Annotated in this window: 29 protein-coding genes and 1 pseudogene; 23 read left to right on the top strand and 7 right to left on the bottom strand. The window is 65.8% G+C overall.

Annotation, left to right across the window (positions count from 1 at the left end):
• The first annotated feature begins 137 nt into the window (after positions 1-137).
• The 9 genes from pspA to ACMVO5_RS10420 are packed head-to-tail and all read left to right on the top strand — an operon-like array spanning position 138 to position 3605.
• Positions 138-809, top strand: a complete 672-nt coding sequence (gene pspA, locus ACMVO5_RS10460) for a phage shock protein PspA (protein WP_416907454.1) — start codon at positions 138-140, stop codon at positions 807-809.
• Positions 810-814: 5 nt separating this feature from the next.
• Positions 815-1120, top strand: coding sequence for an envelope stress response membrane protein PspB (gene pspB, locus ACMVO5_RS10455; protein WP_416907453.1), 306 nt, complete (start codon positions 815-817; stop codon positions 1118-1120).
• Between the two features lie 23 nt (positions 1121-1143).
• Positions 1144-1344 (top strand): PspC domain-containing protein, encoded by a 201-nt coding sequence (locus tag ACMVO5_RS10450; RefSeq protein ID WP_416907452.1) that lies wholly within the window; start codon positions 1144-1146, stop codon positions 1342-1344.
• A 34-nt stretch (positions 1345-1378) separates the two neighbouring features.
• Positions 1379-1759, top strand: coding sequence for an envelope stress response membrane protein PspC (gene pspC / locus ACMVO5_RS10445; protein ID WP_416907451.1), 381 nt, complete (start codon positions 1379-1381; stop codon positions 1757-1759).
• Between the two features lie 26 nt (positions 1760-1785).
• Positions 1786-2070: a hypothetical protein gene (locus ACMVO5_RS10440; RefSeq protein ID WP_416907450.1), complete on the top strand. Its 285-nt coding sequence runs from the start codon at positions 1786-1788 to the stop codon at positions 2068-2070.
• The gene (locus ACMVO5_RS10435) at positions 2057-2287 is read left to right on the top strand and encodes a hypothetical protein (RefSeq protein ID WP_416907449.1); all 231 of its coding nucleotides are present in this window, start codon (positions 2057-2059) and stop codon (positions 2285-2287) included. The genes ACMVO5_RS10440 and ACMVO5_RS10435 overlap by 14 nt, the downstream gene beginning before the upstream one ends.
• Before the next feature lie 42 nt (positions 2288-2329).
• Complete coding sequence (locus tag ACMVO5_RS10430) at positions 2330-2734, top strand: SufE family protein (RefSeq protein WP_416907448.1); 405 nt, start codon at positions 2330-2332, stop codon at positions 2732-2734.
• Positions 2731-3168 (top strand): PaaI family thioesterase, encoded by a 438-nt coding sequence (locus tag ACMVO5_RS10425; RefSeq protein ID WP_416907447.1) that lies wholly within the window; start codon positions 2731-2733, stop codon positions 3166-3168. The genes ACMVO5_RS10430 and ACMVO5_RS10425 overlap by 4 nt, the downstream gene beginning before the upstream one ends.
• A complete protein-coding gene (locus ACMVO5_RS10420) occupies positions 3165-3605 on the top strand; it encodes a PaaI family thioesterase (protein WP_416907446.1) in 441 nt (146 codons plus the stop codon). Before ACMVO5_RS10425 ends, ACMVO5_RS10420 begins: the two co-directional genes overlap by 4 nt.
• Here ACMVO5_RS10420 and ACMVO5_RS10415 read toward each other — a convergent pair.
• From ACMVO5_RS10415 to ACMVO5_RS10405, 3 genes are all read right to left on the bottom strand, one after another.
• A complete protein-coding gene (locus ACMVO5_RS10415) occupies positions 3574-4623 on the bottom strand; it encodes a glycerophosphodiester phosphodiesterase (protein ID WP_416907445.1) in 1050 nt (349 codons plus the stop codon). The genes ACMVO5_RS10420 and ACMVO5_RS10415 overlap by 32 nt on opposite strands.
• 72 nt (positions 4624-4695) lie before the next feature.
• Positions 4696-7392, bottom strand: a complete 2697-nt coding sequence (locus ACMVO5_RS10410; RefSeq protein WP_416907444.1) for a TonB-dependent receptor — start codon at positions 7390-7392, stop codon at positions 4696-4698.
• A 202-nt stretch (positions 7393-7594) separates the two neighbouring features.
• Positions 7595-8542, bottom strand: coding sequence for a c-type cytochrome (locus tag ACMVO5_RS10405; protein WP_416907443.1), 948 nt, complete (start codon positions 8540-8542; stop codon positions 7595-7597).
• A gap of 38 nt (positions 8543-8580) precedes the next feature.
• Here ACMVO5_RS10405 and ACMVO5_RS10400 point away from each other — a divergent pair, with 38 nt between their 5' ends.
• From ACMVO5_RS10400 to ACMVO5_RS10335, 14 genes and pseudogenes are all read left to right on the top strand, one after another.
• Positions 8581-9117 (top strand): DsrE family protein, encoded by a 537-nt coding sequence (locus ACMVO5_RS10400; protein WP_416907442.1) that lies wholly within the window; start codon positions 8581-8583, stop codon positions 9115-9117.
• 186 nt (positions 9118-9303) lie between these two features.
• On the top strand, positions 9304-10545 hold the full coding sequence (locus tag ACMVO5_RS10395) for a pilus assembly protein TadG-related protein (protein ID WP_416907441.1): 1242 nt from the start codon (positions 9304-9306) through the stop codon (positions 10543-10545).
• Positions 10542-11006 carry a TadE/TadG family type IV pilus assembly protein gene (locus ACMVO5_RS10390; protein WP_416907440.1) on the top strand — a complete coding sequence of 155 codons (465 nt, stop codon included), beginning with the start codon at positions 10542-10544 and terminating at the stop codon, positions 11004-11006. The genes ACMVO5_RS10395 and ACMVO5_RS10390 overlap by 4 nt, the downstream gene beginning before the upstream one ends.
• Positions 11003-11401, top strand: coding sequence for a TadE/TadG family type IV pilus assembly protein (locus ACMVO5_RS10385; RefSeq protein ID WP_416907439.1), 399 nt, complete (start codon positions 11003-11005; stop codon positions 11399-11401). Before ACMVO5_RS10390 ends, ACMVO5_RS10385 begins: the two co-directional genes overlap by 4 nt.
• A 28-nt stretch (positions 11402-11429) precedes the next feature.
• A complete protein-coding gene (locus ACMVO5_RS10380) occupies positions 11430-11831 on the top strand; it encodes a nuclear transport factor 2 family protein (protein WP_416907438.1) in 402 nt (133 codons plus the stop codon).
• Positions 11832-11984: 153 nt separating this feature from the next.
• Positions 11985-13647 (top strand): annotated as a pseudogene (gene ccoN, locus ACMVO5_RS10375) (cytochrome-c oxidase, cbb3-type subunit I).
• Between the two features lie 8 nt (positions 13648-13655).
• Positions 13656-14399, top strand: coding sequence for a cytochrome-c oxidase, cbb3-type subunit II (ccoO, locus tag ACMVO5_RS10370; protein ID WP_416907437.1), 744 nt, complete (start codon positions 13656-13658; stop codon positions 14397-14399).
• Entirely contained in the window at positions 14396-14578 is a 183-nt protein-coding gene (locus ACMVO5_RS10365) for a cbb3-type cytochrome c oxidase subunit 3 (protein WP_416907436.1), read from the top strand. Before ccoO ends, ACMVO5_RS10365 begins: the two co-directional genes overlap by 4 nt.
• Complete coding sequence (gene ccoP, locus ACMVO5_RS10360) at positions 14568-15482, top strand: cytochrome-c oxidase, cbb3-type subunit III (RefSeq protein ID WP_416907435.1); 915 nt, start codon at positions 14568-14570, stop codon at positions 15480-15482. Before ACMVO5_RS10365 ends, ccoP begins: the two co-directional genes overlap by 11 nt.
• Positions 15469-16998, top strand: a complete 1530-nt coding sequence (gene ccoG, locus ACMVO5_RS10355) for a cytochrome c oxidase accessory protein CcoG (RefSeq protein WP_416907434.1) — start codon at positions 15469-15471, stop codon at positions 16996-16998. Before ccoP ends, ccoG begins: the two co-directional genes overlap by 14 nt.
• Positions 16998-17441, top strand: a complete 444-nt coding sequence (locus tag ACMVO5_RS10350) for a FixH family protein (RefSeq protein WP_416909354.1) — start codon at positions 16998-17000, stop codon at positions 17439-17441. Before ccoG ends, ACMVO5_RS10350 begins: the two co-directional genes overlap by 1 nt.
• Positions 17438-19567, top strand: a complete 2130-nt coding sequence (locus ACMVO5_RS10345; protein WP_416907433.1) for a heavy metal translocating P-type ATPase — start codon at positions 17438-17440, stop codon at positions 19565-19567. Before ACMVO5_RS10350 ends, ACMVO5_RS10345 begins: the two co-directional genes overlap by 4 nt.
• The gene (gene ccoS / locus ACMVO5_RS10340) at positions 19564-19764 is read left to right on the top strand and encodes a cbb3-type cytochrome oxidase assembly protein CcoS (RefSeq protein ID WP_416907432.1); all 201 of its coding nucleotides are present in this window, start codon (positions 19564-19566) and stop codon (positions 19762-19764) included. The genes ACMVO5_RS10345 and ccoS overlap by 4 nt, the downstream gene beginning before the upstream one ends.
• 42 nt (positions 19765-19806) lie before the next feature.
• On the top strand, positions 19807-20502 hold the full coding sequence (locus ACMVO5_RS10335; protein WP_416907431.1) for a Crp/Fnr family transcriptional regulator: 696 nt from the start codon (positions 19807-19809) through the stop codon (positions 20500-20502).
• Here the strand turns inward: ACMVO5_RS10335 and ACMVO5_RS10330 are convergent.
• From ACMVO5_RS10330 to ACMVO5_RS10315, 4 genes are all read right to left on the bottom strand, one after another.
• Complete coding sequence (locus ACMVO5_RS10330) at positions 20499-21062, bottom strand: hypothetical protein (RefSeq protein ID WP_416907430.1); 564 nt, start codon at positions 21060-21062, stop codon at positions 20499-20501. The two genes, ACMVO5_RS10335 and ACMVO5_RS10330, sit on opposite strands and share 4 nt — an antisense overlap.
• A 58-nt stretch (positions 21063-21120) precedes the next feature.
• Positions 21121-21900 (bottom strand): DUF2189 domain-containing protein, encoded by a 780-nt coding sequence (locus tag ACMVO5_RS10325; protein WP_416907429.1) that lies wholly within the window; start codon positions 21898-21900, stop codon positions 21121-21123.
• Positions 21901-21994: 94 nt separating this feature from the next.
• Positions 21995-23416: an efflux transporter outer membrane subunit gene (locus ACMVO5_RS10320; RefSeq protein WP_416907428.1), complete on the bottom strand. Its 1422-nt coding sequence runs from the start codon at positions 23414-23416 to the stop codon at positions 21995-21997.
• A complete protein-coding gene (locus ACMVO5_RS10315) occupies positions 23413-24477 on the bottom strand; it encodes an efflux RND transporter permease subunit (protein ID WP_416907427.1) in 1065 nt (354 codons plus the stop codon). Before ACMVO5_RS10315 ends, ACMVO5_RS10320 begins: the two co-directional genes overlap by 4 nt.
• Between the last annotated feature and the right edge of the window lie 4 nt (positions 24478-24481).

Raw genomic sequence — 24481 nt, 5'->3', positions numbered from 1 at the left:
CGATGTGTTTTCCGGTTGTTTTTCAGCCCGTTGTCACGACCGCGAAACTGGCACGCCTCATGCTTCAAAAGCATCATGGGGATCGGCCGCCGCCGAGACCCCCGCGAACTTTCAAGGCCGATTGGAGCACGACCATCATGGGCATTTTTTCCCGGACCCGCGACATCATCGCCGCCAATGTCACCGACCTTCTCGACCGGGCCGAAGACCCGGCCAAGATGATCCGGATGATCATCATGGAAATGGAGGAGACGCTGGTCGAAGTGCGCGCCAGCGCCGCGCGCACCATCGCTGACCAAAAGGAAATGCGCCGCGCCATCATCCGCGCCGAACAGGCCCAGGCTGACTGGGCCGAAAAGGCCGAACTGGCGCTCTCCAAGGGCCGCGAGGATCTCGCCCGCGCAGCGCTTGTGGAAAAGGCCAAGGCGCGCAGCTTCGTCGAGCAGACGCGCGAGGAAGTGAATGCGCTGGAAGAGAATTTGGCGCTCAACGAGGCCGATATCAGCAAGCTCGAGGCCAAGCTGCGTGAGGCGCGCGCCCGGCAGGCCGGGCTGCTCAACCGGATCGAGAGCGCGACCCAGCGCAGCAAGATGCGCGAAATGATCAAAGGTGCGCGCACCGAGGACGCGCTCGCCCGCTTCGAGGTCATGGAACGCCGCGCCGATCTTGCCGAAAGCCATGCCGATGCTCTGGCGCTGGGAGGCCCTGAGCGCACGCTCGCCGATGAGTTCGCCGCCCTTTCCGCCGATGACGAAGTTTCGGCCGAGCTCGCGGCGCTCAAGGCCCGGCTGTCGAGCAAGGAAGGCTGAGCCCGATGGACGACATCTTTCTCCCCATCGCCATCGTCGGCCTGCTCTTCGTGGCCCTGCCCTGGATGGTGCTCCACTATCTCACCCGCTGGAAATCCAACGCCGGCATCAGCCGCGAGGACGAGGCACTTCTCGATGATCTCCACGACATGGCGCGCCGGCTCGACGAACGGCTGGTGACCATCGAGCGCATCATCGCTGCCGACGACCCGAACTGGAAAGACGGCCGCCTCGCCGACAGCGCCAGCCGCCGCCGGATCGAGGACAGCAGCCCGGAAACGCCGCCGCGCCGGCGGTCACGCTCCTCCTGAACCGAGCAGAAAGGACATTTCTCATGAACAAGATCAGCAAGCGCTTCTACCTCGACAAGCCTAACGCCAAGCTGATGGGCGTGTGCGCGGGTCTTTCCGCCTATCTTGACGTCGATGTCACGTTGGTCCGCGTCGCCTTTGTCGTGGGCACGCTGCTCGGCGCCGGCGCGCTGATCATCGTCTATCTCGCCATCGGCCTGATCGCCGATGCCACCCCCCGCTGAGCGCAGCTGCCAGGGGCAGGAAAGGGAATTCAAAATGTCGGCCCGACGCACCAACTTCTACCTCGACAAGCGCAACAAGCGCCTCGCCGGTGTCTGCGCCGGCATTGCCGATTATTTCGGCTGGGACCCGCTGTGGATCCGTGTTGGTTTCGTCGTCGCGACCTTCTCGGGTGTCGGCTTCCTGCCGCTGATCTATCTGGCAACGGCCTTCATCGCCGATCCCAAGCCGGACACGCTCTACAGCGAAAGCGATGACGACCGCCGCTTCTGGACCAATGTGCGGGTCGCACCCCGCCGCACCATCCGCGAGGTGAATGCTGCCTTCCGCGATGCCGACCGCCGGCTGCGCGATCTGGAAGCCTATGTGACCAGCAGCAATGCGCGGCTGGCGCGCGAAATCGAGGATCTGCGCTAGGCGCGGCTGAGGGGGAGCGAAACATCATGTCGGTCTTCACCATGGTCGTTCTGATCGTCGCCATCGTGACGATCGGGCGCATCTACGACAATCAGCAGAAGGCCAAGCGGCGGATCAGCGACGGCGGCACGGAGAACCGCCGCCTTGAGGCCGAGATCACCCGCCTCAACGAGCGCATTGCCGTGCTGGAACGCCTCGCCACCGATCCATCGAAGCGCCTTGCCGACGAGATCGACAGTCTCAAGGCCCTGCCCCCCAAATCTGCGCCCCCCGCCGCCCCATCGGAGGAGACCGACAATGGCCAGCGTTGAAACCCTGCTCATCATCGGTGGCACGGCGATTGCCTGCGCGCTGATCTTCGCCGCGCTCGCCGCCTGGGCCTGGACGCACTGGCTCCGCCTCCGCATCCGCGAACTCGAGCTGACGCATGGACAGGGCAAGCCGGAGGGACTGCAACGCATCCACCTTGCCGACCTCAAAGAGCGCGTGCGCAAGCTCGAAGCCATCGCCTCGGGCGTCAATTTCTGAGCGAAGCTTGACCATGGCGGGCGCGCCCGGCAATGCGTCGCCATGGCCATCACCACCTTCGACGATGTCGAGGCCGAATTCGAAGCCTTTGACGATTGGGACGACCGCTACCGGGTGCTTATCCAGCTCGGCCGGGAGCTTCCGCCCATGGACGCGGCGCTGAAGACCGACGCCACGCGCGTGCGGGGCTGCGCCTCGCAGGTCTGGCTGCACGCACGGCGCGACGGGGACGTGCTCCATTTCGACGCCGATTCCGATGCCGCGATCGTCAAGGGCCTGGTGGCGCTGGTGCTGATGCTGGCCAACGGACGGCGCGCGGACGAGATCGACACGGGCGAAATCCGCGCCCGGATGGATGCGCTGGGCTTGGCCAGACATCTCAGCAGCAACCGCACTCAGGGCCTCGCCTCCATGGTCGCACGCATCGGAGAGCTGGCCGCGCAATGACCGCCGATGAACGTCAGCAGCGCTTCATCCAGCGCTTCATGGGCGCAGTCCCGCATCTCGCTGCCCTGGGCATCGCCTACCGCGCCCATGGTCCCGACTGGGCCGAGCTCGCCATGCCCTTTGCCGAACAGCAGCTCGCCGATCCTGATTTCGACATCATCGCCTCGGGTGCCATCTTCACGCTGCTCGATTCGGCCTGCGGCTTTTCGGTCTTCGTCACCCGCGGCACCCTCGAGCCACATGCCACGCTGGATCTGCGCATCGACTATCTGCGCGCGCCGCGCGCCCGTGCGACCATCATCGGCCGCGGCGAATGCTATCGGCTCACCCGCCAGATCGCCTTTGTGCGCGGGCTTGCACATGACGGCGACCCCGCCGACCCGATCGCCAACACCGCCGGCACCTTCATGTTTTCGAATGCGCCAAAGTCATGACCAGCCGCAGCCTCGCCTCCAGCCTGCGCAGCGATGCCGAGGGCCGGCTCGACCAGCTGCCCTATGGTCGGCTGCTCGACCTCAGCTTCCGCAAGTCAGGCGATGAGGTCTGGCTGTCGATGCCCTATGCCGATGCGCTGGTGGGCGCGCCGGGCCGGCTGCATGGCGGCGCCATCGCCGGGCTGCTCGAAATCGCCGCACTTGCCCGGGTCATCACGGCGCTTCCCGAAACCGATCGATCGCCGCGCATTCGCCCGGTCACCATCACTGTTGATTTCATGCGCGAGGGCACGCCGGCCGAGACCATCGCCAGCGCCGAGATCACGCGGCTGGGGCGCCGCATCGCCAATGTGGTGGTCCGGGCCTGGCAAGCCGACCGCACCCGGCCGATCGCCGGGGCCAATGTCAATTTCCTGATCGACTATCCGGACGCATAGCCGCATAGGCCGCCGCCGGACTGTCCGAAAACAGGCCGTCGATCCCGGCTTCGAGATAGAGCCGGATCTCGCCCGCCGCATCGCCGCGCGCAATGGGGCTGTCCCCCCGGCGGAATGGCCGCGCAAGAAAGTAGTTTTCCGGCCTGAATGTCCAGGGGTGAACCTCAAGACCGGCATAATGGGCATCGGCGACCAGCGTGGTCGGCGCGCCCGGCACGCCGTTCGCATCACGCGGGATCACCAGCCCGCGCTCCGGGCCGATGGCATCGGCATAATTGGCCACCCGTGCCAGCCCTGCCTTGGTGCGCATATCCGAATAGTCATAACCGTCGGCAGATGCACCATTGGCCATCAGCTGGACCAGACGCACGCCGGTCTGGCCGCGCAGGGCCTTCAGATTGTCGACTTCGAACGACTGGATGAAGACCGGCGCCTCGGCCGTCGTCCAGCCCGCCTCGGCGAGCACCGCCAGCAGCACCGGCTCCAGCGGCAGGCCGATCTTGCGGAAGTGCGAGGGGTGCTTGGTCTCGGGATAGATGCCGATGGTCCGCCCAGACGTCTCGCTGGCCGATTTCGCCAGCGCGATGATCTCGGTGAGCGTCGGGATCTGCGCCTGCCCGTCAAAAGCCTTGTTGCCCGGCCGCAGCTGCGGCAGTCGCTCGCGGGCCCTGAGCGTGCGCAGCTCGTCGAGCGTGAAGTCCTCGGTGAACCAGCCGGTGACCTCGACGCCGTCGATCATCTGCGTGCGCTTGCGCGCGGCAAACTCCGGCCTGTCGGCCACGTCGGTGGTCTCCGAAATCTCGTTCTCGTGCCGGGCCACCAGCACATGGTCCTTTGTCGCAACCAGATCGGGCTCGATGAAGTCCGCCCCCTCCTCGATCGCGCGGGCATAGGCGAGCAGCGTATGTTCGGGCCGCTCGGCGCTGGCGCCGCGGTGCGCGATGATCAGCGGCAGCCCCGGCGGCGGCCCCGCCCGCGCCGAGGGCGGCAAAGGTTGCGCCTCAGCCCCGATGCTCATCAATATCGCTCCAAAGAGACCCAGGATTTTCCGCATTCTTGCACCTTAGGCCGTGCGGATGACAGTTGAAAGTCAGCCGCCCGCCGTGGTCCCGCCGGCGAAGAACACCTTGCGGAACTGGATCGACACCGCCCGACCAAGCGGATCAAGCTGATCGGGCTGGAATCCGAGCGGCACCTCGCCGAGCCTGTTGCGCACCTGCAACCGGGCATTGGTGATATTCTCGACATTGAGCTGGATCCGGCTGCCCCGCAGAAACGGCATATTCTCGACCAGCTTTCGCTGCTGGCCCAGATCGACGAACAAGCGCAGATCTACCGTGCCGAAATCATCGAAGCGCAGGTCGCCGTCCGACGGCAACGGGCTGGAAGGGTCGGTCTTGACCGTGGTCGCTGACTGCCAATTGGCGCTCATCCGCGCGCCAAACCCGTTCTTGTTGGCGCCGAGACGCAGCTCGACGACATGGCGCGGCTGCCCGCCCCGGCCACCCGTCGCGCTGCCACGAAGCAGATCAAGGTCGGGCACACCGTCGCGAATGCTGATGCGGTTGATGGTGTGAAGCGTATGGAACAGCGAGACGAAAACACGCCCGCCGCCACCTCGGCCGCCTCTGGCACCCCCTCTGGGTGGTCCGGCAGCGCCCGCCGGCCTGCCGCCGCCGCGCGCCGCTGCCGCCGCGCGTTCGCTGGCACTGGGCGGAAGCTGCTGAAACAGCGTCAGGCCGGTGCGCAATTCCTGCCGGTCGGCGCCGGCGAAATTGACCGGCCTGTTGTCAATCTGCAGCAACCGGCCATTTTCATCCCGCACGAAGCGCTCGGGGAAGGCCGCCTCGATCTCGGGCGTGGCAGTCGGAAACCCTGCAACTTGCCCGCGCAGGCGACTGTCGATGAAGTTGAGACTGAGGTCGAGGTTGCTCTCGGCGAGCGGCTTCCAGTTCGCCCCCAGCTTGATCACCCGGCGGCTGTCCGCCGTCAGCGCCGGATTGCCGCCATCAAGCCGGGTGATGTCCACCGTCTCGCCGTTCACCAGATCGAAAACACGCACATTGGGGGTCACGATCAGCGGATTGCCAAGCTGTTCGATCCCCGGCGCCGCCTCCTCCTCGGTCACCGACACGAGCAGCCGCAGCCGCGATGTGGGGGACCAGTTGAGCCCATAGCCATAGGTGGTCAGCGCACCGAAATCCGAAAGCTGATCGAGGCTGGCATTGAAATTGAGCGAAAGGTCGCCGATCGCGGCCAGCACATCATCGCGCACGCTGGTCAGCGGGACATCAATGCTGGTCTGAAACCGTCCCTGGTCCCGGCCCAGCGATACGTCCTGCACCACCCCGCCGGGATTGGAGGAGGCGCGCTGCCGGCGGGTCTCGAACCCGGCCTTGAAGGTCGTCGCCACCGGCCCCGCCGGCAAGAGCAGCGGGCTGCCGGTCACCACCAGCTCGGTGGCACCAAGATCGGTTGTGGCGCGCGCAATTTCCTTCCGCAGGGGACCGGAAATGGCGTCAGGGGCAAAGGGATTGAACGCTGGATCATTGGCGTCGAGCCGGGCCTGAAGCGGCGCCGTGTCGAGGCCACGGTCGATCAGCGTATCCGTCTCGGTGCGGTCATAGTTGAGATTGAGGCTCCAGCGCCAGTCCGCGACATCGCCGTTCAGAACCACGCCCAGACTGCCGGTCTGCGTCTCGCTCTTGCGCAGAAGCGGGCCATTGGCCGTCCCGAAGCGCGACACGGCAACCGGCCCGGCAAAGGGATTGAACGGGCCGCCTTCGGCCAGGGCAAGCTGTGCGGTGGGCAGGCCAAGCCGGGCTTCGCTGTCATCATTTTCCAGCCGCAACGAAAGCGTCGCCGCAACGCTGCCGATCGGGCGGTTGTAGGTCGCGCCGATGCTCCAGCTTTCGGTTTCCGGCAGCAGTGTGCGAAACGGCGTCAGGTCGGTCGCCTCCGCCAGATTGGCCCCGCTGCCGGTGAAGTCCGCCAGCGCCAGCGGCCGCTCGGCAGCGGCGGCAGGTGCCTGCACCAGGCCAGTGGGCGCGCCGAGCAACGCGGAGAGCGCCGGGTCGATCTCCGCGAAACCGCTCGTCGTCAGCTCCGCAGCCTCATCGGCGCCGGTGAAGGTGCCGCCCAGCGAAAAGGGCGAGCTTGGCGGCGTGATGATCCGCCGTTCGGCTTCGGTCAGCGCGTCATTATACTCATATTCGCTATCGAAACTGAGCCGCGATCCGCCCTGCAGTCGCAGGAAATTGGCATCCGCCTCGAATCTGGGGCGCCCCCCGTCGGTGGCAAGGCCGGGCTCCAGCTCGACGGTGACCGCCATGAACTTTTCGCGCAGCACGAAGTTGATCACCCGCTGGTCGGCGCGAAACCCATAGCTCAGCGCCACTTCCTCGGGCAGCACATCGACCCGCTCGAGCGCCTCTGGCGGCAGGTTGCGGATCTCGCGGAAGCCCGAAACCCGCTTGCCATTGACCAGCACGACCGGCTGGCCGCCCCCGCGACCCCGCGCCGAACGCAGCTGCGGCCCCAGTTCTTCGAGCAGGTCGCCGAGCGTGCCGGCACCAAAGGACTGGATGTCGGCGGCATCAAGCTGAAGTTCGGGCGCGATATCGCCCTCGACCCGGCCGCGCTGCACCGTGCCGGTCACCACGATTTCTTCCTCAAGCCCCTGGCCATCAGGACGTCCGGCGGGCTGGGCCGTATCGGCCATTGTCGACATCGCCTCGACAGCGGCCGCGTCTTCCTCCGCGTCCTCGATCAGGGGTGCCGGCGGCACCGTCGTTGCTGGCGTAGGCTGCCCGGCCTGAGCCACAGAGGCCAACAACAGGCCAGCCAGAACAGCGACGCTGCTGCCCGACAGGCACACACGAGACATGGACATGGCGAAGGCTTCTCACTCAGGGCAGGACGGCAACAGCGGCTGGCCCTAATCCACCGCCATTTCCAGCACAATACGCGTCAGCGACGCAAATCCCCCGCTAGCGTCCGGCCGATGCCCCGAATGGTGGCGACTGGTCCGGATCGCCCAGTTTGCGCCCCGCCACCTCAAGACCGTAGCGCGAAAATTCATTGTCATGGTGCGCCTTGCGCGTGGCCGCCACACTGCCCTTGAAGCGCGGGTCCTGCGGCCGGTGCTGGCTGTCGATAAAGGCCGCCACGTCCCAGGCCTGCTGCACGCTGAGGCTGTTTTCCATGCCCTGGGGCATATTGGCGCGGATGAAGGCGGCGGCCTTGTTGATGGTCGCCATGCCGGCCCCCCAATTATAGCTGCGCGCGCCCCAGAGCGGCGGATAGACCATGTCACCCAGCACCTGGCCCGCCCCCTCCTCGCCGTGGCAGGCGGCGCAATTCTCCGCGTAAACCTCCGCCCCCCGGCCCGCGTCAAAGGGCAATGGCGGCGCCTCGATGGCCGGAAAGCTCCGCCCGGCCGGGCTTTCCCCGAGCGGCAGACCCTTCGCCATATAAGCGGCATAGGCCTCGATGGCGTTCAAGGTATCAGACCCCAGCGCCGGCGGCACACCGTTCATGCTGTAGAGAAAGCAATCCTGCGCCCGCTTCTGAAAGCTGTTGATGGCGTCATTCTTCGTCCGATAGGCCGGAAAATTGGGAAAAGCCGCCCAGAGCGGCGCCGCCCCGGCCTTCGACCCGGCGTCGAGATGGCAATTGCGGCAGGCCAGATCATTGCCGACATGCGCGGCCGCGGCCGTTCCGGTCTCCATGATGATGCGCTCACCGAGCCGCACCGCATCACCCCATGGCCCTGCCGGGGCATCGGCGGCGCGCGGCGGCGCAAAGACCTGCGCTTCCACCAGCGCCGGCTCCGGCAGCGGCATCGGCGGCGGTGCGGTCGTTGGCCGTGCCAGCAGGGCAAGTCCGGCCCCGATCACAACCCCTATGCCGCCCGCAAGGATCGGACTAACCTTCATGGCCAAGCGTTATGACAGGCAATGGGGAAGGACAAGAGATGCGACATGCGATTATTGCGGGCCTGCTGGCCGCAGCCATTGCCGGGCCGGCGACGGCGCAGGCGCTGCCCAAGGCGGTGCCATCGGGCGGCACCCCGCGTGACATCGCTGATGCCATGGAAAAGCCCGACCCGCGCCTTGTCTATCGAATTCTCTACGATGTCTCGGCGCCCAACCGTGACAAGGCCGCCCCGCACCAGACGCTGCGCCGGGCCGCCAGCCTGCTCAACGCCATGGCCGCAAACGGCGTGCGCCCGAACCCGGGGGACATCGCCATTGTCGTCCACGGTGCGCCTGACAGCAATTTGCTGACCGATGCGGCGCACATGAAGCGCTTCGGCACGCCCAACCCCAGCCGCCAGCTGGTCGAGGAGCTCGCCGCCGCCGGCGTCTCGGTGCGGCTCTGCGGCCAATCCTATCTGGCGCGGGGCTATGGCCGCGACGAACTCATGCCCGAGGTCCAGCTTGACCTGATGGCCATGGTGACAATCGCCAATCTGATGGCGCGCGGCTACGGCGTCGTGCGCGACGACTAAGGTCGTATTGCCTCAAAGCGATTGACCAATGACGCGCCGGGAGCACCGGCGCGAACCACACCGCTTTACAATTTACCATAATTTGCACCCATAATGGAGTTGCAATCCGCAAAAATACGTTGCAAAAGTCCGTGTGTAAAAAATACTGCTTTAATAGAAAGTTATAGAGATTTCTAAATCTAGTTTATGAAAAGTAAACGTCTCTCTTCCCTCCTGGGTGACCGTCGCGGCGCAATTGGCGTCGTCATCGGGGCGACGCTGCCGGTCATGCTTGGCAGCGTCGGCCTGGCCGTCGATGTGGCGCAATGGACGCTGGCCAAGCGGTCGCTCCAGCGGCAGGCGGACTCAGCCGCGCTGGCCGGTGTCTATGGCCTGTCGCAGGGCGCCGATGCGCAAGCCAGCGTGACCCGCGACCTCGCTCTCAACGCCCGCTATTCCCTTGACGGCCCGCCGATCATCGAACGCGGCCCCAGCGCAGGCCCTTATGCCGGCGATGGCCGCGCGGTGCGGGTGGCGCTGGCCACGGTGCTCAACCTGCCGTTCGCCGGCATGTTCATCACCGGCGGCGCGCGCATCACGGCCGAATCGACAGCAGCCCTGGTCCCGACTGGCGACGTCTGCGTGCTGGCGCTGGAGAATACCGATACCGCGGGCATCTTCATGGGCGGCAACACCACGGTCGACATGAACTGCGCGATGGTCACCAATTCGGTTGCCGCCAATGCGGTCGACACCGGCGGCTCCTCGACCGTGATTGCCTCGCCCATCGTCGCATCCGGCGGCATCGCGCCCAGCGACAATTATGCCGATGGCACCGTGCTGCTGCCCTATTCGCTGGCCCAGCTTGATCCCTATGCCGATCTTCCCGACCCGGTCGTTCCCGCCGGAAACAGCAAGATGGACGTCAAACCGAAGCAGAGCCGCACCTATAACCCCGGCACTTACACAAGCGTCGACATCAAGGGCACCGCGACGCTCAATCCCGGCGTCTATTACATCGACGGCGGCGAATTTTCGGTCGGCTCTCAGGCCGTGCTCAACGCCCAGGGCGTCACCATCATCCTGACCAGCCGCACCGCCGCCAGCAACCCCGGCTCGGTGGCCGGCGTCAACATCAATGGCGGCGCCACGCTGAACATGACCGCGCCGACGACAGGCACCTATCAGGGCGTCCTCTTCTATCAGGACCGGCTGGACACCAACCAGTCGCACAAGATCAACGGAAATTCTGCGTCCACGCTGCAAGGGGCGATCTATTTCCCCAGCTCGACCATCGATTTTCTCGGCACCACCGGCATGAACATCGCCTGCGTCCAGCTTGTCGCCCGGCAACTGACCTTCAGCGGCAACAGCAAGATCACCAATGTCTGCCCGTCCGGCCAGGGCTCCAAGGCCTTTGCCGGATATGCCGTGAGGCTGGTCGCATGATGGCGCGCACCCTTCTCGGCCGTGTCAAGAAATCCCGCAGCGGCGCCAGCGCCGTCGAGTTCGGGCTTGCCCTGCCCGTCATGCTGATGATGCTGCTGCCCGCCATCGATTACGGCATGGCCTTTGCCCTCAGCCAGCGCTTGACCGCCGCCACGGCACAGGCCGTGCAGCGCGTCACAGCCAATGGCAAGGTGCAGAGCAGCTATGCATCGCTCAGCACCGATGTTGCCAGTGCAGTGTCCGGGGCGGTGAAGGCGCCCGTCTCCACCAGCATCACCAACTGGCTGGAATGCAACGGCCAGAAGGCCGAGAATGCCAACGGCCTGTGCCCCTCTGGCCAGACCTACGCCCGCTATGTGCAGGTCACTGCGCGAACCGTCTATACGCCTATCTTTCCGCTGCCAGGCGTCTTCGGCAAGGCCAAGGCCGTCTCGGGCAGTGCGGCGGTCAGGGTGCAATGAGCGCGGCACGCCTCCTCAGACGGCTCGGCCGCAGCGGCACGACAGCGGCAGAGTTCGCGCTGCTCATTCCCGCCCTCATGACTCTGATATTCGGCGTCATTCAGGTGGGCATCACCTTCTTCAACTACACCAGCCTGCAAAACGCGATCGGCGAGGGCGCGCGGGAAGCCACGCTCTTCCCTCGGCGCACCGACACCCAGATCAGGGACCGCATCACCGCGGCCGCCTTCAATCTGGACGCCGCAAAGCTTGGCACCCCGACGATCGTGCGCGGCACCGAGGGCGGACAGGATTTTGTCGACATCACTGTCACCTACAATGGAACGCTGAATTTCGGCGTCGTCGTCTTCAAGGGTCTCACGCTCACACAGACCCGGCGCGCCTATCTCCCCTGAGCGGCACAGCCGTGCTAGACTATCGGCCATGACGCATCCGCTCGCCGACTGGCATGCCTATATCAAGGCGCCCGATCATGCCCGCCTCTGGGACATGCTGCATCCCGATGTCGTGTTCGAAAGCCCTGTGGTGCACACGCCCCAGCGTGGCCGGGAGCTGACCTATGCCTATCTGTCCAGCGCCGACCAGGTGCTGGGCGGCCCGGGTTTTCGCTACACCGGCGAATGGACCGCGCCGGGCAGCGCCGTTCTCGAGTTCGAGACCGAGGTCGAGGGCATCAGCGTCAACGGCATCGACATGATCAAATGGGCTGATGACGGGCGCATCATCCATTTCAAGGTCATGGTCCGGCCGCTCAAGGCGATCAACCTGTTGCACCGCATGATGGGCGAACAGCTCGCGAAGATGAAAGAGGCCGGCAACGGCTAAAGCCCGCCGTTTAGCACCGCCGCATGGGACCTTCGTAGCATTTATCCTTCCGGCCACCGGGAATAGACTTTTCAGGCGTTGATCCAGATCAATGCTCGCACCTGCAATATGGTCGAGGCAGTCTAGGCACAATCGCTCGGAACGGACGGATCCATGGACCTCAAACTCCTCAAGACCGGCGGCTGGTCGTTCGCGGGCCTGCTCTCGCTCTACGCCTATACACAGGCCGTCGATCTGCCCTTTGCCGTGCACATGCTGATGTTCGCGGCCGCGTCCGTGCTGATGCTCTATTTCACGCTCAGCCGGGACAGCCGGCTGGCGAGCGGTGACATCACCGAAGACCCGGCGCGCTATGATGACGAAATCATCCGTTGGGGGGTCATCGCCACCACCTTCTGGGGCATCGTCGGGCTGTTCGCCGGCCTCTACATCGCCTCGCAGCTCGCCTTTCCCATCCTCAATCTCGATATTGAATATACCAGCTTCGGCCGGCTGCGGCCGCTGCACACCTCGGCGGTCATCTTTGCGTTCGGCGGCAACGCGCTGATCGCCACCAGCTTCTATGTCGTGCAGCGCACCTGCCGGGCGCGGCTGGCCTTTCCCGGCCTCGCCCGCTTCGTCTTCTGGGGCTATCAGCTGTTCATCGTGCTGGCTGCCAGCGGCTATGTTCTGGGCGTCACCGCCGCGCGCGAATATGCCGAGCCCGAATGGCATGTCGATATCTGGCTGACCATCGTCTGGGTCGCCTATCTCGCGGTCTTCGTCGGCACCATCGCGCGACGGCAGGAGCCGCACATCTATGTCGCCAACTGGTTCTATCTCTCCTTCATCATCACCGTGGCGATGCTTCACCTGGTCAACAATCTGGCCGTCCCGGTCAGCATCTTCGGGTCCAAATCCTATTCCGCCTTCGCCGGCGTGCAGGATGCGCTGACCCAATGGTGGTATGGGCACAACGCGGTCGGCTTCTTCCTCACCGCCGGCTTTCTGGCGATGATGTATTACTTCGTCCCCAAACAGGCCGAGCGTCCGGTCTACAGTTACCGGCTGTCGATCATGCACTTCTGGTCGTTGATCTTCCTCTATATCTGGGCTGGCCCCCACCATCTGCATTACACCGCCCTGCCCGACTGGGCGGGCACGCTCGGCATGGTCTTCTCGATCATGCTGTGGATGCCCAGCTGGGGCGGCATGATCAACGGGCTGATGACCTTGAACGGCGCCTGGGACAAGATCCGCACCGACCCCATCATCCGCATGATGGTGCTGGCGCTCGCCTTCTACGGCATGAGCACGTTTGAAGGCCCGATGATGTCGATCAAGTCGGTCAATTCGCTCAGCCATTATACCGACTGGACCATCGGCCATGTCCATTCCGGCGCACTCGGCTGGAACGGCATGATCACCTTTGCCTGCATGTATTACATGGCGCCGCGCGTGTTGCGGCCGCAGCCGCATGTATCAGCCTGCGGCTGATCAACTGGCACTTCTGGTTGGCCACCATCGGCATCGTTCTCTACACCGCCTCGATGTGGGTGGCCGGCATCACGCAAGGGTTGATGTGGCGAGAATATGGGGCCGACGGCTATCCTGGTGAACAGCTTCATCGAAACGGTCGAAGCGCATGCACCCCATGTATGTGATGCGCGCCACCGGCGGCCTCTTCTACCTCTCGGGCGCGGTCATCTTCGCCTGGAACATCTACCGCACGATTCAAGGCGACGTCCGCGCGGAAAAGCCGATGACCGAGACCCCCTACAACCCGGTCACCGACCGCCCCGCCGTCACCCCGCCCAGCGCCCAGCCGGCCGAATAGGACAGACCATGGCAGAGACACCCGACAAGGGCTTCACCCACCGCACCATCGAGCGCAACGTGACGCTGCTCGCCGTGCTCTCCTTCGTGGCGGTCGCCATCGGCGGCATCGTCGAGATCGCACCGCTGTTCTGGATCGACGAGACGATCGAGAAGGTCGAGGGCATGCGCCCCTACACGCCGCTCGAACAGGCGGGGCGCAACATCTACATCCGCGAAGGCTGCTATACCTGCCACAGCCAGATGATCCGCCCCTTCCGGGACGAAGACGAACGCTATGGCCATTACAGCCTGGCCGCCGAGAGCATGTATGATCACCCCTTTCAATGGGGCTCCAAGCGCACCGGCCCCGACCTCGCGCGCGTGGGCAACCGCTATTCCGACGAATGGCACGTCCAGCATCTGCGCAACCCGCGCAGCGTGACGCCGGAATTGATCATGCCTGGCTATGAATTCCTCTACAGCCGCAAGCTCGACGCTGGCGACATGGTCGCTCATCTCACCGCACTGTCGCGCGTCGGCGTGCCATACACTGACGAAGCCATTGCAGCAGCCAATGAAGACCTGAAAACTCAGGCCGATCCCAATGCCGACGCATCGGCGCTGCTCGCCCGCTACCCCAAGGCGCAGGTGCGTGACTTCGACGGCCAGCCGGACAAGCTGACCGAGATGGACGCACTGGTCGCCTATATGCAGATGCTCGGCACGCTGGTCGATTTCGAAGCCGTCGCAGCCCAGGAAGAGCCGCGGTGAGCCCGGTCGAAACCTATGACGCCCTCCGGCATTTCGCCGACAGCTGGGGTCTGGTCATGCTCGGGCTGATCTTCCTCGGCCTTGTCGGCTGGACCTTCCGCAAGGGCGCCGGCGCCGAGATGGACCGCGCCGCCAACAGCATCTTCGAAGACGATCAGGACACTGGCCATGGCCAATAAGCATATCGACGAAGCCACCGGCACCGAGACGGTCGGCCATGAATGGGACGGCATCGAGGAGCTCGACACCCCGTTGCCACGCTGGTGGCTGATCACCTTCATCCTCTGCATCGTCTTCGCCGCCGGCTATGTCGTCTTCTACCCCGCCATCCCGCTCGCCAACACGGCGACGCCGGGCACGCTGGGCTGGTCGAGCCGCGGCGAGCTTGCCAAGGACATGGCCGCCGATGCCGCGCGCCGCGCGCCCATCTTCCAGAAGATCGCCACCACCCCGGTCGCCGACCTGCCCGCCGACCCGGCGCTGCTCGCCCAGGCCATCGAGGGCGGCCGCGCCGCCTTCAAGGTGCACTGTGTGCAATGCCATGGTGCCGGTGCGGCCGGCTCCCCCGGCTACCCCAATCTCAACGATGACGACTGGCTGTGGGGCGGCGATCTCGATGCCATCGCCTTCACCCTGCGCCACGGCATCCGCAATCCCGGCCATGACGAGACCCGCTTCTCGCAAATGCCAGCCTTTGGCGAGATTCTCGAAACGGCCGACATCGAGGCGCTGATCACCCATGTCCGCAGCCTCTCGGGCCTGGAACCCGGGAGCGCCGCAGGTGCCTCGCTCTTCGCCGAGCAATGCGCTGCCTGCCACGGCGAGAACGGCGGCGGCAACCGTGAGCTTGGCGCGCCCAATCTGGCGGACAGCATCTGGCTCTACGGCGGCGACCGCGACACGCTGCGCCACACCATCACCTATGCCCGCAATGGCGTGATGCCGCGCTGGAACGCGCGCCTCGACGATGTGACGATCCGCATGCTCGCAGCCTATGTGCATTCGCTTGGCGGCGGTGAGGCGACTCCAGTGCCAGAGCAAGCTGACGTCGCGGAAGGCGACGATGCAGATGTCGGCGTTTGAGCTCTTCAACCTCGACAGTCCGCTCTACGCCAAGCGCCAGGGTGTCTATCCCAAGGCGGTCAAGGGCTTCTACCGGCAGCTGAAATGGGTGATCATGGCGGTCACGCTGACGATTTATTACGTCACGCCGTGGCTGCGCTGGGACCGCGGGCCCTATGCCCCTGATCAGGCCGTGCTCGTCGATCTCGCCAACCGCCGCTTCTACATGTTCTCCATCGAGATCTGGCCGCAGGAATTCTACTATGTCGCCGGCCTGCTGATCATGGCCGGCGTCGGGCTGTTCCTCGTCACCTCGGCGGTCGGCCGCGCCTGGTGCGGCTATGCCTGCCCGCAAACCGTCTGGACCGACCTGTTTGTCCATGTCGAGCGCGCCATTGACGGTGACCGCAACGCCCAGATCAAGCTGGCCAATGCCCCGCTGAGCGCCGGGAAGCTCGGCAAGCGCGCCCTCAAATATGCCATCTGGCTGGCGATCGCAGTCGCCACCGGCGGTGCCTGGATCTTCTATTTCGCCGATGCCCCGACCCTGCTCGCCGAGTTTCTGTCGGGCGATGCCGCCTTTGTTGCCTATGCGACCGTGGGCGTGCTCACCAGCACCACCTTCCTGCTTGGCGGCTTCATGCGCGAGCAGGTGTGCATCTACATGTGCCCCTGGCCCCGCATCCAGACGGCCATGCTCGACGAAAAGTCGCTCATCGTCACCTACAAGGACTGGCGCGGCGAACCGCGTACGCAAGGCTTGAAACGCACCGGCGAGCCGGCGCAGGGTCTCAAGCGCACACAGGCTGACTTCCCAGTCGAAACCATCGGCGAGCTGGCGAAAGCAAGAAGCGGCGACTGCATCGATTGCAACCAATGCGTCGCCGTCTGCCCGACCGGCGTCGACATCCGCAACGGGCCGCAGCTCGGCTGCATCACCTGCGGGCTCTGCATCGATGCCTGCAACAATGTGATGGACCAAATCGGTCGCCCGCGCGGCCTCATCGATTATGCCACGCTGGATGATGCCGAAATCGAGAAAGCCGGGGGCACGGCGCCCAGCGTGCTGAAAACGCTGCTGCGCCCGCGCACGCTCATCTATTTCACCATCTGGGCCAGCATCGGAATGGCCATGTTGTTCAGCCTCGGGGAACGCGCCCGGCTCGACCTCAGTGTCGAATCCGACCGCAACCCGCGCTTTGTCATGCTGTCCGATGGTGCCGTCCGCAATGGCTATACCGTCAAGCTGCGCAACATGGAGACCCGCCCGCGCAGCGTCGATATCACCATCGCCGGCCTGCCCGGCGCCGTGCTGTGGAGCGATACCGGCAGCCGTGAAGGCGCCGGGGCCGCCGTCCGGGTCGACTTGCCGCCGGACGCCACCACCCGGCTGCGCATGTTCGTCGCCGCCCCCGGTGAGGGCGAGGCCCGCACCGATTTCACGATGCAGGCCGTGCCCACCGACGGCGAACCTGGCTCCAACACTGCCCGCGCCGCGTCCTCCCAGCTTCGCTTCGAGCGGCCGGAGCGGCCGTGATGCGCACCCCCTTCACCGGTCGCCACATGTGGGCGCTCATGCTGGGCTTTTTCGGCATCACCATCGCGGTCAATTTCGGCATGGCTTGGGTCGCCAGCAGCACCTTCGGCGGCACTGTCGTCGACAACAGCTATGTCGCTGGCCAGAAGTATAATGGCTGGCTCGCCGAAAGCCGCGCGCAGGCCACCCTGGGCTGGAACGTGGAAGTCAGCCTCGACCCCGCGCGCCATGTCGAGGTCAGGACACGAATGGCCGGGGCCGAGGTCAGCGGCGTCGCCGTCCATCCGCTCGGCCGCGCGCCTGAGCAAACGCTGGTCTTCCGGCCCATGGCGGGCGGCTATGTCTCACAGGCGCCGCTGCCGCCGGGCCGCTACCGGGTGCGCGTCGAGATAATGTCCGCCGGCCGCACCGCCGATTTCCTAGCCGAAGTCTCCGGCGGATGACCGCGCAGCCGCACACCAGCGTCTTTGCCGTCGACGGCCTGCGCTGCGCCGGCTGCATCGCCAAGCTCGAAAACGGCCTCGCCGCCATGCCCGGGGTTCAGGCCGCCCGGGTCAATTTCACCACCCGGCGGGTCAGCATCGCCCATGACCCAGCGCTTGACGACGAGGCGCTGAAGGCGGCCGTCACCGGTCTCGGCTTCACCGCCAGCCCGCTGCAGCTCGCAACCGGCAATCCCCAGGCCGAAGAGCAGCGCCAGCTTCTGAAGGCGCTGGGCGTCGCGGGCTTTGCCGCCATCAACATCATGCTGCTCTCGGTCTCGGTCTGGTCGGGTGCCGAGGGGGCCACCCGCGCGCTGTTCCACTGGCTGTCCGCTGCCATCGCCCTGCCCGCCGTCGCCTATGCCGGGCGGCCCTTCTTCAGGAGCGCATGGCAGGCGCTGCGCGTCCGCCAGACCAACATGGACGTGCCGATCTCGATCGGTGTGCTGCTCGCCTGCGGCATGAGCCTTTACGAAACCATCGTCCAGGGCCCGCACGCCTATTTCGACAGCGCCATGATGCTGCTCTTCTTCCTGCTTGCCGGCCGCTATCTGGACAGCAGCATGCGCGCCCGCGCCAGTGACGGCGTGGCCGCCCTGCTCCAGCAAAGCGCGGCGGGCGGCCAAGTCATCGGGGCGGATGGCAGCCTGACGTGGCGGGCTGCCGCAGAGCTGGCACCTGGCATGCGGCTGCAGGTTGCCGCCGGCGAGCGCTTCGCCGCTGATGGCGTCATCGAACGCGGCGAAACGAGCATCGACCGCGCGCTGATCACGGGCGAACACGCGCCTGTTCGCGCGCGCCCGGGCAGCGAGGTGCTGGCCGGCACCATCAATCTGGATGCGCCGCTCATCGTGCGCATCACCGCTGCCGAAGCCGATACCGTGATCGCCGACATCGCGCGCATCATGGCCGATGCGGCCCAGTCCAAATCGCGCTACGTCCGCATCGCCGACCGTGCCTCTAGGCTCTATGCGCCGGCCGTCCACAGCCTCGCGCTGCTCAGCTTTGTGGGCTGGATGGCGGCCGGCGCGGGCTGGCACCAGTCGCTGCTGATCGCGGTCGCGGTGCTGATCATCACCTGCCCCTGCGCGCTCGGCCTCGCTGTCCCCATCGCTCAGGTCGTGGCCAGCGGCACGCTGATGCGCGCCGGCGTCCTGATCAAGGACGGCGCCGCGCTGGAGCGGCTCGCGGCCGCCGACACCGCGCTGTTCGACAAGACCGGCACGCTGACCATGGGCCGCCCGACGCTCGCTGGCCCCCTACCCTTCGCACATGACGAACGGCCGGTGGCCCTTGCGCTCGCCGAAGCCAGCCGCCACCCGCTTTCCTGCGCGCTCGCCAGAGCGCTCAAGGCTGAAGGCGTGAGCCCCGCGCCCCTGCAAGACCTTGCCGAGGCTCCCGGCGCCGGCATCAGCGGCCAGTTCGACGGCAAGGCGGCGATGCTCGGCCGGCCCGACTGGATCGGCGCTGCGCAGGGCGATGACACGAACCGTAGCGACACGCTGACCACCGCCTTCCGCCTTGGCGATGCGCCGCCCCGGTTGCTGCATTTCACCGACGAGCTCCGCCCCGACGCCGCCGCCGCGCTGGCCCGGCTGCAGGCGCTCGGCCTCGGCGCCACGCTCATTTCGGGCGACCATCCGGCCGCTGTCGCGGCTGTGGTCAAGGCGCTCGATATCCCCGGCCATGGCGGCCTCACACCGGCCGACAAGCTCGCCGAGATCAACCGCCGCGAGGCCGATGGCGCTCATGTCCTGATGGTCGGGGACGGTCTCAATGACGGCCCCGCGCTCCAGGCCGCCCATGTCTCCATCGCGCCCGCGTCAGCCAGCGATGTCGGCAAGACGGCCGCTGATCTGGTGTTCCTTGGCGACAGGCTGATGCCCATCGCGCTTGCGGTCGATGTCGCCCGGCGCACGATGACGATCGTCCGGCAGAATTTCGCCATGGCGATCGGCTACAATGTGCTCGCGGTTCCGCTCGCGGTCATGGGCCATGTCACGCCACTGGTCGCCGCGCTCGCCATGTCCGGGTCTTCGCTTCTGGTGGTCGCCAATGCGCTGCGCCTGAAGCGCGCTGTCGCATGAGCGGGCTGGCGCTCCTCATCCCCGTGGCGCTGGGCCTGGGGCTGGCGGGCCTCATCGCCTTCTTCTGGGCCATCCGCAGCCGCCAGTTCGACGATCTGGACGGCGCGGCACTCAGGATTCTCAATGACGATCAGGGGCCGATCCAGCCCCAGCCGCCAGCCGGGGAGGCGCGCGACAGTTCGCCCGAGCCGGACTGAAAGGGGCAGACACATCGCCCTCGGGCCGCTAGACATGAAGGTATGGAAACCGGGCTCTGCTCAGGCTGTGAGGTGCGCGACATCGCGCTGTGCAGCACCCTGAGCGAACCGGACCGGGCCGCTCTCAAGGCCATCAGCCACCACCGCCATTTCGAGAAGGGCGCCGTGGTCATGTGGGCGGGCGACGAGGCCGTGTCGTGCGGCACGCTCGTCTCGGGCCTGCTTGAGCTTTCCGCGAGCGCGCGCGATGGCCGCAAGCAGATTTTCGGCCTGCTCTATCCCTCCGACTTCGTGGGCCAGCCAGATGCCGGGCTGATGCCCTTCTCGGTGACCGCGCTGACCGATTGCCGGCTCTGTCTTTACCCCCGCGCTGCCTTCGAAAGCGTGCTCGACAATCATATCGCGATGGAACGCATGCTGCTGCGCCGCACCATGGCCGCACTCGACAGCGCCCGCAGCCGCATGCTGCTGCTCTCGCGTGGCACTGCGGCTGAAAAGCTGGCGGGCTTCCTGCTCGAAATGGCGGACAGGATCGGCGAGCCCCAGGCAAGCCATATCGTCATCGATCTGCCGCTCTCGCGCGGCCAGATTGCCGATCTTCTTGGTCTGACCATCGAGACCGTGAGCCGGCAGATGACGCACTTCCGCGCCGCCGGCCATATCGAGCTGCCCGGCGGGCGGGCGCTGATCATTCGCAACCGCACAGCACTCAGCGCCTGCACGATCGACGCCGCCTAGGCCGGCATATGGCCCGCGCCGAGACTGGCCGCCAGCGCAGCTGCGGCCCCGCGTGACATGCGGTCCCGCCCAAACAGGAGCAGCGCACTCTCACGGCAATCGATCGCGCGCCTGCACCCGTCGAACAGGCAGCGCAGCATGTAACCGATCAGCTCGGTCGGCTGGGCCGGGCCAGGCGGGCGGGCGGCGATCTGCGCCAGCGCCTCGTGCAGATCTTCGGCGTGCAGCGTATCGGCGGTGTGGTAATGACGCAGCCGCTGCGAGAGCGGGCTGCCTTCATGGTCGCAGTCGATGCCGAACATCCGGCACCATACAGCGCGGCCCATGGCTTCACAGGCGCGCAGATGTGCGGCCAGCTCGGCGCTCAACCGCGCGGCATGGCCGACCACATGATGATCGGGCAGCCGGTTGGCGCAGTCCTCAAGCTCCTGACACAGCCGGCGCATCGCGGCATGGCGCGCGATGATTGGCGCGACCTCCGCTTCGCCGACAGCATGTAAGGCCGGCACCGGGACCATCATGCCGCCGCCCGTCACATCCTGTCTGGGGAATATCATCATGGCCACGTCTCCGAGCCGAAATCCTAGCCAGACGCGCGGCAATCAACATTGATCCAGATCAACCCGCAGCCGGCGCGCTCACCACCCGGCGATAGAGATGCCATGTGGCATGCCCCAGCACCGGCAGCGCCACAAACAGCCCGAGAAACAACGGCACCATGGCGAGGAACAGAAGCCCGGCGATGAACGCCGCCCAGCCGATCAACATGACCGTGTTGGCCCGCACAGCGCCGATGCTGACGATGATCGCGGTCAGGAAGTCGACATCACGGTCAACCAGCATCGGCAAGCTCATCACGGTGATCGTGTAAAAGCCGAGCGCCATCACCGCGCCGGCCATGCTGCCGGTCAGGATCATGAGAAGGCCGCTCTTCGAGGTCAGGAAGACGAAGGGATTGGCGCTCATCCCGGGCTCGGCGAAGAAGATGGCGAAGATGCTGTGGGCGACAATCAGCCAGAAGCCGAAGGCAACGAACACGACTACGCCCATGCTCAGGATCTGCTCGTCGCCGCGGCCGCGCAGGGCGCCCAGAACAGCCCCCCAGCGCATCGGCTCGCCAGTCTCGCGGCGCCGGCTCACTTCATAAAGCCCGACAGCCGCAAAGGGCGCCAGCAGCGGAAAGCCCGCCGCCGCCGGTACCAGCCAGGCCGCCGCATCGCGCGTGAACAGCGTGGACAGCAGGAGCAGCGCAGCCGCCACATAAATGGCCGCAAAAAACAGGCCGAACTGCGGATGCGCCCGAAAATCCTGCCAACCTGCCGCCAGCGCGGCGCGCAGATCGGCCACTGTCAGATTGCCAGCAATCATCGCGGGTGCGAGCCCCGCCTGACCGGTCATAAGATACCCTCTTCCGACACGCTGATTATGGTGCGCCTTTTCTTGAAGCCCGGCAAGCAACCAGCTTAGAAGGTGACCGCTGCAAGACGAGACTTCATTCTCCGGCCTCGATTGGCGGCTCTGCCGAAGCGGGTGACCAGCCACCGCCCAACGCCTGGTACAGATCGACAAACCCCAAATCGCGGCGCAGCCGGGCGCGCGCCAGCTCCAGCTCGCTGGCCAGTACCAGCCGCTGCGCATCAAGCACCGCCAGATAATTGGCCACGCCCGACTTGAACCGCATCTCCTGCAAGTCCAGCGTGCGCCGGGCCGCCACAAACTGATCGGACAGGGGCGCGAGCTGATCTTCCGCCGCCCGATAGGCATAGGTGGCGGCATTGACGTCGAACAGCGCCGTCTGCACCGTTTGGCGATAACCGATCAGCGCCTGGCGCGTCTGTGCGCGGGCTACGCGCACATTGCCGAGATCGCGGCCGAAATTGAGAATGGGCAGGCCAACCGATGGCCCCCAACTGTTGATCGCCGCCGAATTGCCATCCTCGAAAAGCCCGCCAAGGCTGGTGGCACTGACGCCAAACAGCGCGCCCAGACCGATAGTGGGAAAAGGAAAACGGTTGGCAATCGCCACGCCCTCGCGCGCAGTCGCCGCCGCCAGCGCCTGCTCGGCCGCGATCATATCGGGCCGCCGCGCCAGCAGATCAGCCGGCACGCCTTCGGGCAGCGGATAGGCGCCGATCCCACGCGCCTGAAGATCGGCATCGAAGGGAGCAAGCTCGGTCGCGCTCGGATAGCGCCCGAGCAGCACGGCGAGCAGATTCTGGTTGACCAGCAACGCCTGACGCACCGCCGGCAATTGCGCGCGTGTGCCGGCAAGCTGGGTGGTCGCCTGCTGCTCCTCGCTGTCCGAAACCACCCCCTGGCGGTGCAGCAGCTGCACCAGCCGCAGCGCATCCTCCTGCAGCGCGATGTTGCGCTTGAGGATCGCTTCCTCGGCCTGCAATTCCCTGATCGTCAGCCAGCTTGTCGCCACCTGCCTGACCAGCACCGCCACCACCGCGTTTCGGCCGGCTTCGGTGGCAAGAAGCTCTGCCCGCGCCGCTTCATTCTGCCGACGGATACGGCCAAAGAGGTCGATCTCCCAGCCCAACACCAGCCCCATGACAAAACTGCTGTCATTGGCATTGGCCTGTGGCACCGGACTGGTCGAAATCACGCCGTCGATGGTCGGGAAAAACCGGCTGCGCGCCACCAGCAGCCGCGCCTGCACCTCGTCCACCCGGGCGAAGGCCAGTTGCAGATCGAGATTATGCGCCAATGCTTCCTCGATCAGGCCACGCAATTCCGGATCTCGGTACAGCTCGAACCACTGGCTATTGGCCGCGCTGCTGGCCTCACCGGCCGCGATCGTGACCGCATGGCGCGACGGCAGGCCAAGATCAGGCCGCGCATAGTCCCGCCCGGCCAGCGAGCAACCAGCCAGCGCCAGCACCGAAACCGCCGCAAGCACCGCCTTCATGGCTGGGCTTCCAGCGCTGGCTTGGCCGGGGTCTTGCGCGAAGCCAGCCGCTCGGTCAGCGTCTGCACGATCACATAGAGCGCCGGAACCATGATGACGGCCAGCACAGTCGCCACCAGCATCCCGCCCAGCACGACTGTGCCCACCGACTGCTTGGAAGCGGCCCCTGCGCCCGAGGCAATGAACAGCGGCACCACGCCCATGATGAAGGCGAAGGATGTCATCAGAATCGGGCGCAGACGCTGCTTCGAGGCCTCGATCGCGGCCTCGGCAATCGGCATGCCCTGCTCACGAAACTGCTTGGCGAACTCGACGATCAGGATCGCATTCTTGGCCGAAAGGCCAACGAGCGTGACCACGCCGATCTGGCCATAGACATTGAAGTCCAGCCCCCGCATCAGCACCGCCAGCAGCGCGCCGAGCACGCCGAACGGCACGCCCAGCAGCACCGCGACCGGGATCGACCAGCTTTCGTAAAGCGCGGCCAGAAACAGGAACACCACCACCACCGACAAGGCCATGACCACGGCGGCCGCGCTGCCGGTCTCCACTTCCTCGCGCGTTACCCCCGCCCATTCATAGCCATAGCCGCCTGGCAGGACCTTTGCCGCCGCCCGCTCCAGCGCCGAGAGCGCTTCGCCCGAGCTATAGCCCGGCGCCGGCGCGCCGCTGATATCGGCCGAGCGATAGAGATTGTAGCGGGTCGTGAAGCGCGGCGAGGCACCCTTGTCGATCGACACGACCGCGCTCAGCGGGATCATCTGCCCGGTCGTGCGGCTGCGGACATTGATCAGCCCCAGCGCCTCGATGTCACCCCGAAAGGCGGCGTCGGACTGCACCATCACCTTGTAATTCTTGCCATAGCGATTGAAGTCATTGACCTGCGACCCGCCGAGAAGGATCTGCAGCGACTGGTAGACATCGGTCATCGCCAGCCCCAGCGCCTTGGTCTTCTCGCGGTCGATGCTGAGCTGGAAATTGGGGGTGGCGGCATTGAAGCTCGATGAGATGCGCCCGATCGCCGGCTCCTTGGCCGCTTCGGCCACGAACTGTCTGGCCACCGCC

The sequence above is a fragment of the Polymorphobacter sp. genome (genome assembly GCF_048007885.1).
In the GTDB taxonomy this organism is placed as follows: domain Bacteria; phylum Pseudomonadota; class Alphaproteobacteria; order Sphingomonadales; family Sphingomonadaceae; genus Sandarakinorhabdus.
This window is presented reverse-complemented; position numbering and strand designations above follow the sequence as displayed.